This window comes from Fibrobacter sp. UWS1 (assembly GCF_002300445.1).
Taxonomy (GTDB): Bacteria; Fibrobacterota; Fibrobacteria; order Fibrobacterales; family Fibrobacteraceae; genus Hallerella; species Hallerella intestinalis.
Genome location: NZ_NSGW01000002.1, coordinates 209,916 through 225,294, shown reverse-complemented (window position 1 = coordinate 225,294; position 15,379 = coordinate 209,916). Strand labels below are relative to the sequence as shown.

14 protein-coding genes are annotated in these 15,379 nt (G+C 47.0%); 5 read left to right on the top strand and 9 right to left on the bottom strand.

Annotation, left to right across the window (positions count from 1 at the left end; all coding sequences use genetic code 11):
• Positions 1–34: 34 nt before the first annotated feature.
• From BGX14_RS10975 to lepB, 3 genes are read right to left on the bottom strand one after another with little or no spacing between them, the layout of a single operon-like run.
• Positions 35–2,755 (bottom strand): helicase C-terminal domain-containing protein, encoded by a 2,721-nt coding sequence (locus tag BGX14_RS10975; RefSeq protein ID WP_095879905.1) that lies wholly within the window; start codon positions 2,753–2,755, stop codon positions 35–37.
• Positions 2,756–2,764: 9 nt separating this feature from the next.
• Complete coding sequence (locus BGX14_RS10970) at positions 2,765–4,564, bottom strand: Ig-like domain-containing protein (RefSeq protein ID WP_073302678.1); 1,800 nt, start codon at positions 4,562–4,564, stop codon at positions 2,765–2,767.
• A 6-nt stretch (positions 4,565–4,570) separates the two neighbouring features.
• A complete protein-coding gene (lepB, locus tag BGX14_RS10965; protein WP_233126527.1) occupies positions 4,571–5,848 on the bottom strand; it encodes a signal peptidase I in 1,278 nt (425 codons plus the stop codon).
• Between the two features lie 89 nt (positions 5,849–5,937).
• Between lepB and BGX14_RS10960 the strand changes: the two genes are divergently transcribed.
• Positions 5,938–7,059, top strand: a complete 1,122-nt coding sequence (locus tag BGX14_RS10960; RefSeq protein ID WP_073302681.1) for a mechanosensitive ion channel family protein — start codon at positions 5,938–5,940, stop codon at positions 7,057–7,059.
• 154 nt (positions 7,060–7,213) lie between these two features.
• Here BGX14_RS10960 and BGX14_RS10955 read toward each other — a convergent pair whose 3' ends face one another.
• Genes BGX14_RS10955 through BGX14_RS10940 form a run of 4 tightly spaced genes read right to left on the bottom strand, consistent with a single transcriptional unit; the run spans position 7,214 to position 10,822 of the window.
• Positions 7,214–8,092, bottom strand: coding sequence for an ATP-binding protein (locus BGX14_RS10955; protein WP_073302683.1), 879 nt, complete (start codon positions 8,090–8,092; stop codon positions 7,214–7,216).
• Between the two features lie 3 nt (positions 8,093–8,095).
• Entirely contained in the window at positions 8,096–9,604 is a 1,509-nt protein-coding gene (locus BGX14_RS10950; protein WP_158223301.1) for a carboxypeptidase M32, read from the bottom strand.
• A gap of 31 nt (positions 9,605–9,635) precedes the next feature.
• A complete protein-coding gene (locus tag BGX14_RS10945; RefSeq protein ID WP_095879902.1) occupies positions 9,636–10,097 on the bottom strand; it encodes a 23S rRNA (pseudouridine(1915)-N(3))-methyltransferase RlmH in 462 nt (153 codons plus the stop codon).
• Positions 10,094–10,822: a metallophosphoesterase gene (locus BGX14_RS10940; protein WP_078775594.1), complete on the bottom strand. Its 729-nt coding sequence runs from the start codon at positions 10,820–10,822 to the stop codon at positions 10,094–10,096. The genes BGX14_RS10945 and BGX14_RS10940 overlap by 4 nt, the downstream gene beginning before the upstream one ends.
• A gap of 31 nt (positions 10,823–10,853) precedes the next feature.
• On the opposite strand from BGX14_RS10940, the gene BGX14_RS10935 reads away from it, so the two are divergent.
• Both BGX14_RS10935 and rpiA read left to right on the top strand, forming a co-directional pair.
• Entirely contained in the window at positions 10,854–11,471 is a 618-nt protein-coding gene (locus BGX14_RS10935; RefSeq protein ID WP_233126526.1) for a peptidylprolyl isomerase, read from the top strand.
• On the top strand, positions 11,471–12,157 hold the full coding sequence (rpiA, locus tag BGX14_RS10930; protein ID WP_073302688.1) for a ribose-5-phosphate isomerase RpiA: 687 nt from the start codon (positions 11,471–11,473) through the stop codon (positions 12,155–12,157). The genes BGX14_RS10935 and rpiA overlap by 1 nt, the downstream gene beginning before the upstream one ends.
• Here the strand turns inward: rpiA and BGX14_RS10925 are convergent, their stop codons facing one another.
• Both BGX14_RS10925 and rpsU read right to left on the bottom strand, forming a co-directional pair.
• Positions 12,158–12,628 (bottom strand): GatB/YqeY domain-containing protein, encoded by a 471-nt coding sequence (locus BGX14_RS10925; RefSeq protein WP_073302690.1) that lies wholly within the window; start codon positions 12,626–12,628, stop codon positions 12,158–12,160.
• A gap of 130 nt (positions 12,629–12,758) precedes the next feature.
• Complete coding sequence (gene rpsU, locus BGX14_RS10920; protein ID WP_073302828.1) at positions 12,759–12,968, bottom strand: 30S ribosomal protein S21; 210 nt, start codon at positions 12,966–12,968, stop codon at positions 12,759–12,761.
• Between the two features lie 205 nt (positions 12,969–13,173).
• On the opposite strand from rpsU, the gene BGX14_RS10915 reads away from it, so the two are divergent.
• Positions 13,174–13,992 carry an SPOR domain-containing protein gene (locus BGX14_RS10915; protein ID WP_073302692.1) on the top strand — a complete coding sequence of 273 codons (819 nt, stop codon included), beginning with the start codon at positions 13,174–13,176 and terminating at the stop codon, positions 13,990–13,992.
• Between the two features lie 3 nt (positions 13,993–13,995).
• A complete protein-coding gene (rimO, locus tag BGX14_RS10910) occupies positions 13,996–15,309 on the top strand; it encodes a 30S ribosomal protein S12 methylthiotransferase RimO (RefSeq protein ID WP_073302694.1) in 1,314 nt (437 codons plus the stop codon).
• Positions 15,310–15,379 lie beyond the last annotated feature (70 nt).

Genomic DNA, 15,379 nt, shown 5'->3' with positions numbered 1-15,379 from the left:
CACAAACAAATGCCAAAACTAGAAAATTAAAGGCCTACAATCCGAGCAAATTTTTCAATTCCTCGATGTTATGAGCAACCTCATATTTAAAGCCCCACAAGCGGGTAAAGCTTTTTCCGTAAGCTTCCGTAACAAGACGGTTATCCAAGAACAAGACTGTTCCCGAATCGGATTCACTGCGAATCAAGCGTCCCAGGCCCTGACGCAATTCCTGCAAAGCTTCTGGAATATACAGGTTCTTAAACGCATTTTCATTCTGCTCTTTCATTTTGTCGGCAAGAGCCGCAATCAAAGGATTCGAAGGATTAGGGAACGGCAATTTGGGAATCACCAAAAGTTCCAGCGCATTTTCCGGAAGGTCGATTCCTTCCCAGAATATCTGGCATCCCAAAAGGCACGCTTCCCGCTTTTTGCGGAACATTTCCACTAAGCTGTCCATGCCGCCATCTACCTGCTGGCAAAGAAGCAGCTTGTCGTTCTTGGCAAAGTGCGGAACAAGAGCGTCGTGCGTTTTGGTCATGCTGAGAATGCTAGTAAAAAGGACCAAAGCGTTTTTCTTGTTCTCGGGCAAAATGGCGGACAGCGTTTCCTCCAAAGCTTTTTGATATTCCGGCGCATTGGGTTTCGGCAAAAAGTCCGCAATAATAACGCGCCTTTTAGAATTGACATCAAACGCTGGCGGATAAGAACGCACAAACGGACGTTTCGATTTGTTCAAACGGGGAGAAAGCAGCCCCATCCGTTTTTCAAAATATTCAAAGGAATTTTGGAGCGAAAGCGTCGCCGATGTAAAAGTCGCACTGCGAATCCACGGATAAAATTTTTCCGTCCAATTATCTCCCGGGAAAAGCGGAATCGCACGCAAAATCGCCGTATGCGGATTGCCGGGTTCTTCCATGTAGAACACCCAATCTTCCTTCCCTGCCGAAACGATAAATCCAAAATCTTCGGCAAAGCGACTCGTTTCCATGGCGATTCCTTCCAAATTTCGAGCCAGCAATTCAAATGCGGGAACACGGCGCAACTGCGAACAAATGTCTTCCGAAATCGCTTTCACCGCATTGCAAGATTCCAAAACCGGCTTCGGGTCTGTATCATATTCCGCAAGAATTCCCCGAGAAAAACGGAAGCCGTCCGATTTATTTTTGAATACTTTTTTCCCGAGTTTCATGAAAAAGCGATGTAACGACTTTTCGCATTCCATCGCCGCTTCGCGCAATCTGGCACAGGCATCAAGGATGGACGAATCCATATTCGCCTTACCTAGCTGAGCTTCCATTTCGGCAACAAGCCCCTTGTCCGGAGCTTTCGGATGCACCAAAACTTTGGTGATGTTTCTCAACCGGAAAAAGCGCACCATTTTTCCAAAGCTTGCATGGCTCATTGCGGGCAGTCGATGTGCTTCGTCAAAAACAATGTGTTCATAAGCGGGAAGGAGCGCAAAATCCAACGCCAAATCCGAAAGGAACAAAGAATGGTTGATAAACAGCAAATTCGCTTTTGCCGCCTGCCGCCGGGCATTCAAGCCGTAACACTTTTCGTAAAAGCGGCATTTTTCACCAAGACAAGTCGAAGCGTCACTCGCAAATTTATTCCAGAGCAATCGATTGCGGGACAAATTGAATCCGGTATTTTCCGAACCATCGCCGGTCTTCGTCTGTTCAATCCAAGGAAGCAAAGTCATGAAGGTTTCCCGCTCGTCCAAGGTCAAAAGCACATCCGGAGAGTTCAAATGTTCTTCAAATTTGCGCAGACAGATATAATTTCCCCGACCTTTGAGTACAAGCGGAGATACCGAATTTCCAAAAAGAGAAGCTATCATCGGGAAATCGTGTTTAGACAACTGCTCTTCCAAAGTACGAGTCGCTGTACTAACAACAACTCGCTCGCCCGAAGCCGCCTTGATTGCCGCCGGGATCAAATACGCCAGCGTTTTTCCCATTCCCGTTCCGGCTTCCAAAATCGAAATGCCGCCCTTATACATATTACGCTCCACCACTTCCGCAAAATCAAACTGCGACTGGCGGGCAGTAAAATTTGGAATTTCTTTGGCAAGTCTTCCATTTTCGCCAAAAAATTCCCGCACGCGCAATGTATTGGCAGAGCTTGTTTTCGGGGGAAGAACGGCCTCCGGCGAGAGCGGGGAGAGTTCTTCATGCGAAGGAATGCAGTCTTCAAATACCTGTTCCCAAGCGGTTCCTTTGGCTATTCGGGCAAGATGATGCCGTACAAAAGAATCCAATTTTTCAATTTCCGAAAGTGCCTGCCAAAAAAGTTTTCCGCAGGCATCGGCATCAGGAAGCGCACGATGGGCCCGTTCACGCTTGATATTCAAATGCGCAACCAGCGTTTCCAATTTGTGGTTTGGAACATCGCGATAAGCGATACGGGAAAGCACAAGAGTGTCCAGCACCGGATTGCCTTCAATCGAAATGCCAACTTTGGCAAAGGAATCGCGCAAAAATTTGGAATCGAATTGCGCATTGTGAGCGACTATTGGATAGTCTCCAAGAAACTGTCGAATTTCCCCAGCTACCGTAGCAAAGTCTGGAGCGTCCGCCAAATCCGTTTCTGAAATGCCCGTCAAAGAAGAAATAAAAGGGCGAATATTTCGATTCGGCTTTATCAGAAAGTCCCGGCTTTCTACAGGCGAGCCGTTTTCAAATCGTTCCAGCGCGACTTCGATGATTTCATCATGTTCGAAATCCAGTCCCGTCGTTTCCAAGTCCAAAGCTACATATACATTCGGTTTCATTTTATTCCTTTATTTTTCCGGCAATGCCGGCATCCGAGAAATGACACTTTCGTCCAAGACATTCGCCCCGCGTTCCAACACAAGCGTATCCGCAAGCATTCGCCAGGGCATTCCAAATTCCAAGCTCTGCAATTTTCCCGCAAAAGGAACGTCCAAAGAATCCTTTGTGCGGAAGTATTCCATCAGGTATTTTCCTTCTATCAAATCATCCATTTTAAAACTGCCATCAGGGGCGCAGCGCGAAGTATTGAAATTTTCCGTTCCCGCCAAGCGAATACGCACACGAGTGTCCGCCTTGCCTCCCGGAATTTTTCCCGCAAGAGTAGAGAGCTGCAATTTGGGAACCGTTTCAAATTTCACCCATTGTCTGGTCTTCATCGTCACAATCGTATCTCGCAATCCCGTCACACTGTCCGGCGACGACAATGAGGAATCCGCATAGCGTTCCAAAAGTTCCTCTTTCGCATCGGTCAAAAACTTTTCGTTTCCCTGCACGGCAAAACGTACAGGATCCAGCCGCCAAATTTTTACCGGAAGCGTGTCCTGATTCTGCACCAAAATCAGCGTGTTCAAAAACGCATTCAAAAGCGAATCGGAAATCGGTTTATCGTAAACAACGACTATCGAATCGTCCGGAAAAACATTTTTTGCGCCACTCGACGGATTTATCGTCACTCGTTTAGGCGGAAGCGTATCGTCCTTTTGCTCCGTCCATTCAATGCTCAAGCTCGCCAGCCGATTATTCAACATTCGCCCCAGCGAATCACGCGCCGTTTTGCAAACGAACGTATAAGAAGAATCTCGATTTGCCAGCGAGTCAAAATAAAACTGCATATCTTGTCCGTTCGGCGTCCGATAAATTGCCGAAGGATATATTTGTACAGAATCCAGCGTCCGCAATGCACAATTCTTTAAATTCAAAAAAGCGCTGTCCACAAAAATGCTTCTGGAAAATTTAGCGATTAGGGATGCTCTGCCCGACTGCGTCACCGACTCCAAAGAAATCGAAGTCGTGTCCTGGTCCGCAAGGGGAATCCACAACGTATCTTGAAATTCCGGGGTTAAAAGCAAATCCCCATTGTTTACACCGGCCAACTCAGCAGAAGGTTCAATTTTCTGATTTCCATTCCTATCCCAAAAAGCGACAACCCGATAATGCCCCGCTTTTAATCCTGCTAAATGAAAGCGTCCCAAGCTATCGGTCTGCGTGGCAAAAAGCGGCTGTTCCTTGATCAAATTCGGGATCGAATCCGCTTCGATTGCTAGCGTAGAATCCCGGTATTTTTCCAAATAATGGTGCGTCGCCCGTTCCGAAGCTCCCAACAAAAAAAGTCCCACCGTCGGATATTGTTTGTCTTTAATCATCGAAGGCGTAATCATGACTCGTCCCGCAACCGAAAGGGAATCGATGACAGGTCCTGTCGAAAAGGTCAAACGGAACGGATCGGCAACGGAATTTCCTCGCAAATCTTTCAATCCGCTAGCCACTGTTACCGTATAAGTCGTATTTGAATCCAAGCGCGCTTTTGAAGTAATGAAAAGTTCGTCCCCGTCCACTTCAAACTTGAGTTTCTTTTCCAAAGGCGGAGAAATCATGATTGCACTCCGCGGAACCGACGCCGCTATCCATTCGTCAAATTGCAAATGGATATTCAATTTCGGCGGGACATTCACCGCATTCGGCGCTGGATAAACCCCAGCAACACGAGGAGGATACTTGTCTTCCGGGCCACCGCTCGGAGCGATGGAAGTAGCGCATTCATTCAAAAAAAGCGCCAGAAAAACAAGAATCAGAATGCGGGACTTCATCCGAAGCTATTCCCCAATCAGATGAATAATTTTTCCGATGCGAGTCCACCGGATTTTAAATGGGATTTTAAACCAGGAAAACGGATTTGTAAACGAAAAACCGTCATCGGAATTATCAAATGAGAAATAGACAATAAACGCTTTCGCCTTGACATTCCTCTTGGAAACAAATCCCCAATAACGGCTATCTGCCGAATTGTCCCGATTATCGCCCATCATAAAATATACGGGATATTGAATTTCATAACTATCGATTGGTTTTCCATCCACAAGGATTCGCGCCTGCAATTCCAGCGAAGAATCCCGCGAAACATTGTACGCTAAATCGCCGAGCTGATGACCTTCAAAATAATCATAGCTCACGGGGCGCATCAAACCGCCATAGCGTTCGTTTGGATCAAAGCGGGGCAGAAATCCCGTCCGAGCCAAGTATTTAAACATCGAGAATTTTGCAGGCCCTTCTACCGTATCGCCCTGCCGCAAATTCAACCCGACGATTTGCCCTTGCGCAAGAACGGCATTCAACAAAAGCCCCCGATCGTTTTCTACAGGAACTCGAAAATTTTCAAACAAATAATCCTGCACTTCAACGGAATCGCGGAACAAAGAAAGATCCAGTTCTATTTTCTTTTCTGGATTTTCCTGCGCAATCAACGATTTCATCCACCAGAGCCTCGGCAACGAGAGATTCGACAAATCCACCGATTCTCCCGGAGAGGGAACCCGCAGAGGTTCCAAGGAATCTCGAGCTACTCCCGAACGATAATACGCCGTATATTTTCCTTTTCCCGGCAAAATTTTCTGTTCCACGCCGTTTTGATACAGCACGCCGCGCCGCACTTCAATGGAATCGCCAGAAACCGCAACGCAACGTTTGATAAAATCCTTCGGGCCGTCCGCATAATGCACCAGATGCGGATTTCCGGGCAACGGCTTTGAATCCCAAAAGAAATTGCCAAACATCAAAGCATCCGCCAAATGCGTATAGCGTTGATAATCGTAATCGGGATAAGGCGGTTCTCCGGGATAGCGAAAAATCACCACGTCTCCCGCTTTCGGGTCGGCAAGCCCCGGCAGTTTGGAATGGGAAAAAGGAATCGGTGATCCATAGGTAAACTTGAGCCCCAAAATAAAATCGCCAGTCAAAAGCGAATCTTCCATCGATCCGCTCGGAATCTGAAACGCCTGCACCACATACTGAATGACGATCAGCGCGCAGGCGATGGGGATAACAAGTTCCCGCAGCAAAACTTTAATCCCCGACGGGATCGAAAATTTCTTCATAGTCATAGCGTTTCGCAAGATAGAAACTTTTCAAACTCCCCACACCACAGTCCAGAATCTTTGCACTCGGTATTTTCTATTTTAGCAGCATGAGAGATATTTTTGGAATCTATCGCGGACTCGCCGTTCTTATAGCCCTGTCCGCTCTGGCTTTAATCGTTGCGCGGCACCTCCTATTTCCATTTTTCAAAAAAATTGCACAGAAAAGCAAAAATAAATTCGATGATTTGCTTTTGAAATATCGAACCGTTGAACGTGCAGTCCACCTCGTTCCCGCCATTATTTTTTACGTTCTTCTTCCTCATGTCCTACCCAAAGAATCCATCCTTTTTCAGCTACTGTTCACTTTCAACAACATTTATTTTATCGTCATCAGTTTTTTAATTTTTGATTCGTTCCTGCACGCTTGCGCTAGCCACATTTTATCCAAATCCCACAAGCAAGGGCTTCCCATCCAAGGCGTTCGCCAAGCGCTATTTCTTGTAGGACTTCTTTTTTGCACTATCCTTGTCATTTCCCAATTAACGGGGAAAAGTCCCGTCATTCTCCTTTCCGGATTAGGCGCGCTCGCCACCGTTTTCATGCTGATTTTCCGAGATTCCATCTTAGGATTCACCGCCGGAGTTCAAATCGCCTCCCTCGACCTGGTTCGCACAGGCGATTGGATTGAAATTCCCAAAGAAGGAATCAACGGCACAGTCCAATCCGTAACCCTCACCAGCATTCGCATCATCAACTGGGACAACACCGTCAGCATTCTCCCCGCCTACAGCCTCGTTTCCACGCCTTTCAAAAACTGGAGGCTCATGGAGGAATCCGGTCGGCGCCGAATCCAAAGATCTCTCCTTATCGATGCGCGGTCCCTCGCTCCGCTTTCCGAAGAACAAATCAAACATTTAAATAACAATCCCCTTTATCGTCCGGTTCTGGAAAATCTGGCATCGACGTTTCCCAAAGACGAAAAGCCGCTCAATCTAACCGTTTTCCGCCTTTGCGTTGACGCCTTTTTGAGAACCATTCCCGAAATCGATACCTCCCGAACACTTATCGTCCGCGAACTGGAATCTAAAAGCTATGGTATTCCTCTTGAAATCTACTTGTTCACGACAACATCCAAGTGGATCCCCTATGAAAATTTTTCATCTACCCTCATCGACAGATTAATGGCACGTCTCCCCGAATTTGGATTAACCCTTTATCAAAGGCCCTAAATCAGTAGGCGGAATACAGTTGAGGATTAGTGGGTTCCTCTAAAAATTCATTTTCACATAGCGAATTTTTCTCGCGGGCCGCGAGATGTTTTGCATTCTAGCAAGCCGCTTCTCCTACATTCCCAACTTCCCTCTAATCACTAGTCGCTAACCGCTAATCCCTAATCACCTTTTCTAATTCAAAACGCTCCAAAAAAGAATGTCTAATCCCATCCGCTTTAAAACCGGGAAACGTTTCTATACAGACCGCATGGATGCTGTTAAAAATACTCTGTTCTATATTGGGATTCGTGCGTTTTAAATTTCGGATAATTTCCTTGACTTCCTGTCGCTTACTTTCACCGATTCCATTTTCACTGTAAGCGATTGACTCCGTAAAATGACAAGCGCATTGGATAAATTCCAAACGATTCCACTTCGCCCAAGCCACAATATCATCTTCGTGAATGCAATACATCGGGCGAATCAAGGTCATCCCCGCAAAATTTTGGCTGTGCAATTTCGGAATCATCGCCTGTAGCTGGGAACCGTAAAACATACTCATCACCGTCGTCTCTATCACATCAGAAAAATGATGTCCCAGAGCGATTTTATTGCAGCCCAACTCCGCCGCTTTTGCATACAAATGACCACGACGCATTCTGGCACAAAGATAGCACGGCGAATGTTCGGTCTTTTGTGCAACGTCGAAAATGCGAGTTTCAAAAATCGTAATTGGAATATCGAGCAACGCTGCATTGCTTTCTATTTTTTGGCGGTTGATTTGACTATAGCCCGGATCCATCACCAAAAAAACAAGTTCAAACGGAATTTCCGTGTAACGGTGAAGCATCTGCATCAACTTTGCCAGCAGCATCGAATCTTTACCACCAGAAATGCAAACTGCAATTTTATCTCCCGGTTGAATCATCCGATACATCTTCAACGCCGAAACAAAAGGGCTCCACAATTTGCTGCGGAATTTTTTTGAAATGCTTCTTTCCGTTTGTTGCGCCGGAGTCAAATGCAGTTCGCGTTTTTTCTTTTCTGCCATCTTTTAAATGCCGTAAATTTTGGAATACTTATTTTCCAAATAATCCAAAAAATCCTTCGGCGTAAACGCACGTCCAGTAATTTTTAAAATCCAAGTTTTCGCATCCCGACGGTTAGCCGATTTCCAGACATGATCCCGCATCCAATTGTTAATTTGTGCAAAATCTCCGCTAGAAACCAGAGCATCTACATCTAACGATTCACGCATTTTATTGTAATACATCGCCCCGTACATATTACCCAAAGCGTATGTCGGAAAATAGCCGAATCCGTCGGTCCAGTGGACATCCTGCAAAATCCCTTCCCGATCGTTCGAGGGGCAAATTCCAAGATATTCCTCATATTTTTCATTCCAAATCTGAGGCAAATCCTTAATTTGTACCGATTTATTCACCAGCATCTGTTCTATTTCGTACCGGATAATAATGTGGAACGTGTATGTAAATTCATCGGCTTCAGTGCGAATGAGGCTGGGTTGTACCAGATTCATCGCTTCGTAGAATTGCTTTTCCGAAACACCGTCAAATACTTTCGGGAAAAGTTCCCTGCATTTCGGATAGACCAGTCGGATAAACGCTTCGGAACGCCCGATCAGATTTTCATAAAACCGGGCCACCGATTCGTGCTGGCCCAACGTTTTATAGGACGATATGTGATAAAAAAAATCCTCCACCGGCTGATTCTGTTCAAACAAGGCGTGGCCACATTCGTGGATAATCGAGAACATATTCGAATAGAACATGTTTTCGTGAAAATGCGTTGTCACGCGCACATCGTCTTTGGCAAGGCATTCAGTAAAAGGGTGTTCGCTTGTTGTCCATGTTCCCCGCTCAAAATTGAACCCGAGCAGTTCCAACAAGTATTCCGTCATTTCCCTCTGGGATTCTTTAGGTGCCGGGCGCGAAAGGAAATCCGTGCGAATTTCTTTAGGGCTTTGCAAAATACGTTTGAGCATGGGAACCAGACGTTCCTTGCATTCGTCAAAGCAGCGATTCAAATCCCGAGTCGTCATTCCCCGTTCGTAAACGTCCAGCAAATTGTCATAGGGCACTCGCTTTGCATTTTCAGCGATCGCAATTTGTTTTAAATTCACCTCTTGCACAGCAGCCAATGAATCTTCAAAAAGCAAAAAGTCGGCCTCTTCTTTCGCATCCAGCCAATCCACAAAAGCCTTGTTAAAAACCAACGAAAACTCTTTGTCCATTTCCGGCGTAATATTTTTTGTTCGCAAATAATCCCAATAAAGTCTCTCGACAAGAATACGAGTATCCCTGGAAAGAATCTTCCGATGTTCATAGAGAAGTTCCAGCGACGAAATGAATTCCTTAGAATGGGAAATCTGGAACGCCTTATTGGAAAGGAACGCTGAAGTATTCCCCTGTTCCAACATTCCTCTTTCCGGGCAAATTGTCTGACTGTCAAATTCTAGGACGCAACAGGCGTGTCGTAAAACCTGCTTTTCCTCCAAAGCTTTGCGAATGATCTGTAGTGCTTTTTGGATATCTTCATGCATAAGTGAACCCTCAAAAAAAGAGACTGTGTTTTTAGACATGATGATAGGGGTGCCCTGCCATCACCATCAGACATCGATAAAGCTGTTCCGTTAAAATCACACGGGCGTGGTCGTGCGTAAAAGTCAAAGGAGAAAGAGAGAGCAAAAGGCTCGCCTGCTTTTTGATTTCCGGAGCAATGCCGTAAGCGGAACCGATCAGAAAAACGCAATTCGCCGTTATCCGAGGCTTTATCCAGTCGGCAAGCTGAACCGTATTCAGCAGCTTTCCCTCTTCTGCCAGAACAATCCATTGATAATTTTCCCGTGGAAAACGCTTGGAAAATTCCGCGGCTTCTTCCGAAAGCCCCTTCGCCTGATCATCGCGCTTGCTCTGCTTCAATTCCACTATTTCGATTTGCACATTCGAGGCTCGCAACCGCTTGACATATTTTTCCACTTCGTCTTTGACAAAAGAAGAGCCCGGTTTGCCAAACACCGCCATCGTCAGTTTCATCGTCCCAATTCCAAGCGTTCTATTAAAAACATAGGCAATCCGGCATCGCGCATCACTCTTTGCGTTTCCCCAATATCATAATCCAAGCGCACCAACTGTACGCTGTGCTTTTCGGAATCAAACAGGCAATAACTCGCCCGGGAATCCCTGTCGCGAGGCTGCCCGACGCTGCCGACATTCATCAGCAAGCGCTCGCTCGGTTCCAAAACATAGGAACCCGTTTCAATCACTTTCGGAATTTCTTCTTCTTTCATCGCCACAATCACCGGGCTGTGCGTATGCCCGACAAAGCAATGCGTTTCGCCAAAATGATCAAAGGCATCCAGCGCGTCTTCCAAATCCGTGACATAAATCCAGTCCGCAGGCGACATCGGCGAAGCGTGTACAAAGCAGATATCGTTTTCTTCATACATATAGGGCAGCGAACGCAGATACTGTTTGGATTCTTCTGAAAGTGCTTTTTGCGTCCATTCAATCGCCGTCTTCGCATACGGGTTAAATCCCACATCGGAATCCCACTTGATAGCAACGCTGTCGTGATTTCCCAAAATGCAAACATCCGCATTTTCCTTGACCAAAGCGACGCATTCGTTGGGACTTGCCCCATAACCAACAATGTCTCCCAGGCAAACACGACGCTCCACGCCATGTTCCCGCATCGATTCCAAAACCACTTCAAGCGCAGGCAAATTGGCGTGAATGTCCGAATAGATCCCGTATAGCATAAAAATCAATATAGCTTTTCTATATTTAATCATGATGGAAACGATCAAGAAAAACAAAAAGGTCAGCATCAGCTACTACCTAAAAGACGAAAACGGCGCCATTATCGAAGAAGTACCCGAAAATTTTCCTTTTGTTTATATGCACGGTTGCGACAGCGTTATCGAAGGACTTGAAGAAGCGCTGGACGGACATTCCGTCGGCGACCACATCATTGCCCACGTCCCCTACACCAAGGGTTATGGCGCTTACCGCAAAGAACTGATCATCAAAGTCCCCAAAGAAGAACTCAAAAACATCGGAGAACTCTGGCTGGGCATGGAATTGGAAATGGTCCGCGACACCGACTCCACCGAATTTTCCATTCCCGAGGATCCCCGCGAAATTTACAACAAAAACGACAACTTCGACGAACCGGATATTTTTGTCATACGAGAGATTCAAAAAAATACAGTCACCCTCGATGGCAACCATCCCTTTGCAGGAAAAGATTTGACATTTGAAGTGGACATCATTGACATTGCCGAACCGTCCATCACCGAACTGGAAACGGGCATTCCCGACGAATACGAAGAAGATGATGACGATTTCGACAGCGACGAGGATTTTCCAGAAGACGAACAAAACAACTTTGGGAGGCATTGGCGCTAATGGCGGACCTGAACGAACTCAAAAAAAACGCGGGAATTCTTGCGGCAAACAAAATTGAATCCGGCATGACCGTCGGACTCGGAACCGGCAGCACCGCAGCTTACATGGTCGCCCGATTGGGAGAGCGCATCCAGACGGAAGGATTAAAAATCCAGGCTGTCAGCACCAGTTGGAGTACAACCATTCAATGTCGCCAGTTGGGCATTCCCCTTATGGATTTGGGAGACGCGGAACATCTGGACATCGCTATTGACGGTGCCGACGAAATCGACCCTCAAAAGAATTTGATTAAAGGCCGTGGAGCGGCGCATCTACTTGAAAAAATCGTCGCTTCCATGGCGGACCATTATATCATCATCGCCGACGACGGGAAAAAAGTCAAGCAACTGGGCGAAAAATTTGCCGTTCCTCTGGAAATTCTGCCCAACGCCATCGCTTCCGTTACATACAAAGTCCACAAATTGGGAGCCGACCTCCAGATTCGGATGGGAGCCCCCGGCAAAGACGGCCCCGTCATCAGCGATTCGGGCAATCTCATCGCCGACGCCAAATTCGGGACCATCAACGACCCGGAAAAACTCGACTCGGAATTAAACAAAATACCCGGACTGCTTGGCCACGGGCTGTTTATCGGCATGGCGAACAAAGTTATCCTTGCTACGCCAAACGGTATTGAAGAATGGTAATCAGGCAAGTGCTTCTTTGACGAGTTCGCTCAAACGGCGACCGTCAAAACGGCCTTTCGCCTTGGGAGAAAGCTCCTTCATCACCTTGCCCATATCTTTAGGACCTTGCGCTCCGACCTGCGCTTTAATTTCTGCAATCAAGGCTTTGACTTCTTCTTCCGTCAGCTGCTGCGGCAGATATTTCTGATAAACGGCAAGAGTCTTTTCCTCTTCCTGCGCATTTTGTTCGCGCCCGCCTTTACGGAGCATTTCAATGGATTCGTTCCTCTGTTTGATGCTCTTGGAGAGCACATCCAGAACCGTTTCATCCGTGATTTCTTTTTGCGCGTTGATCGCTACATTCTTAATGTCGGAATGCAGAGTGCGCAAAACCTCCAAAGTCATCGTGTCGTGCGCTTTCATCGCAGCTTTGATGTCAGCGAGAATTTGCTGAAGGAGCGGACTTTCCGCTTTAACCAACGAATCGGCCATAATTATTCCTTTTTCCCAAACGGGATGTTGTTGTCACAAAATGAAAGAGTTTATGAAAAAATCAAATTTTCACCGGAAACGCCAAAAAGGAAAGCGGCAACCGCTTTCCCAAAATCTTTATATTAAAGAATTAGTACAGACGCTTGCGGTTCGCTTCAGCAAGTTCTTTGAGGCGCTTGCGACGAGCGGAAGTTTCAATGCGCTTTCTTTCTTCAGACGGCTTTTCGTAGCGCTGGCGCTTCTTGACATCGGAAATAATTCCGTTCTTTTCGCAAGACTTGGTAAAACGCTTGAGAGCGCGTTCAAAAGGTTCATTGGGCTTTACTACAACACCGATCATTCGATTCCTCGAGTTGAAAAAATTAAAATTCACCCCAAATATATTTAAAAGGCCTTGCCCCGTCAAGGGGAAGAGGTCTTTCCGCGCCACATCCTCGGCGTTTCCCATTTTTTTCGCGGTTAAAGACGCTCACAACTTGCGCCATTACAAAGACTTATGTATATTTTGTTCAACAGGATCTTGGGATCTTGTTATAGGAGAGAGAATGGCAAATCTTCATAAAATTTCCTCTTTTGCTTGTTCCGCTATCATGGGACTGATGCTCATCGCTTGTGGCAACGAAGAGGACGAAATCGTTCCCGAAATCAAAATGCCCCCAAAAGCAGAAGCGCCCGCTCCTGCAACGGATTCCGCGCAAAAATCCGAGATGCCCATTTTGCAATCCATTGAATCTCTTTCCGCGAACTCCTCTACCGAAGGCAATTCTTCCATCGCCAAAAGCGACATCCAGCCGGGAACCGAAGGGGCGGTCGTCATCCAGGTGAGCATTCAGCCGTCGAAAAGTGCAGCCAAAAACGTCTTAAAAAAATTGGAAGAAAAAGGAATTAAAGGCTATCTCGCGCAAGTCGAAAATCCGGGGGAACTTGAAGGTTCCTATTTCCGGGTTCGCATCGGCTATTTCAAAAAAATCGAAGAGGCCAAGGCCTACGGAAAATCGGCGTTAGAACCTCTAGGCTTTGCCTGGTGGGTGGACAATAAAGCCAACGACACGGTCGGCTCGCCAGAGTCCGGAGAATCCACGGGTTCTTACAGCAACTCGGATTCCTACAACACTTCCGGCTCCTACACCAGTTCGACTCCGATGGAACCAGAACCTCCCGCCGCTAGCGAAAGCGTTTCCACAACACCAGAACCGGAACCGACCGTTTCGGAACCTGCACCGGTTGTCCAGAAAAGCGAAGCACCCGCCGAAGCCTCTCAGCCGGCGGAACAACCGGAATCCGCACCAGCTGTCCCCGAAGAACCGGCCCCCGCCCCGGCGGCTCCTGCGACCTCTGAAGACGTTTACGACGACTGGGAATAGCCCTTGAAACACCCTCGAATTTTTACCGCCCAACTTGGATGCGCCAAAAATCAAGTCGATGCGGAACATCTTTTGACCGAACTTTACTCTGCCGGATTCGCATCGGTCTCTTCCCCTGAAAAGGCGGACTACATTCTCATCAATACCTGCGGATTCATCGAAGCGGCCAAAGAAGAATCCATCAATGCGATTCTCTCCTTTATCCAAATCAAAAAAACTTCACAAAAACTGATTGTCTCCGGTTGCCTTTCTGGACGCTATAAAGAAGAACTGCCCAAAGAAATGCCCGAAGTCGATTACTGGCTCGGCACTTATGAACCGGGAAAAATTTTACAGGTTTTAGGCTTGGGCGAAAAATCCAGTGGCACAGAAAACATCCGTCGCTTGAATCTGGGCGAATTTCCGCATCACGCCTATCTGAAAATCGCCGAAGGCTGCGATCGCCGTTGCGCATTTTGTGCGATTCCCAACATCCGCGGCAAACAGATTTCCTTTTCCATCGAAAGCATCGTCGAAGAAGCCAAGCAGCTCGAAGAACAAGGAGTCAAAGAGCTGACCCTTATCGCCCAGGACACCACTTTCTACGGGCACGAACAGGGAAACAAAGGTCCCAATCTCGTCAAGCTTTTGAAAGCGATTCTGCGGGAAACGAACATTCCCTGGATTCGGACGCTTTACTGGTATCCGCAATTTATCGATGACGAGCTGCTCGATCTGATGGCCAAAGAACCGCGGCTTTGCAAATACATCGATATGCCGATTCAGCATGCGAACGACAATGTTTTAAAGCGGATGCGACGCCACTATACGCAAAAAACGTTGCGGGAAATGCTGCAAAAAATGCGGGATAAAATTCCGGGTGTCACATTACGCACAACAGTGCTTGTCGGATTTCCCGGAGAGACTCAAGAAGATTTTGAAGAGCTGATGGATTTAATCCAGAACGTGCGCTTTGAACATCTGGGCGGTTTTGTTTTCAGCCCCGAAGAAGGAACGCCCGCGATGAAACTGGAAGACGCTCCCGTTCCCGAAGATCTGGCAAGAGCGCGCCTGGACGCCATCAACGACATTCAGGAAGAAATCTCCCTTGAAGCAAACGAAGCTCTCATCGGCACGGAAGTTCCCGTCCTTATCGATGAAGTCGCCGAAGAAAGCGACTACCATTTTATCGGACGCACCGAAGGCAATTCCTTGGATGCCGACGACATTGTAAAAATCGTGGAAGGCGACGCAACTCCCGGCGAATTTTATCTGGTGAAAATCGTGGACGCGGAACCGCATGAACTCATTGGAAAAATCGTAGCGAAAATAGAATAAGGATTTTGTTTGAACTTTCCTTGCGACTTAATGGACTGTGCAAGCAACCTCGAAACCGCAGTTCAAGATA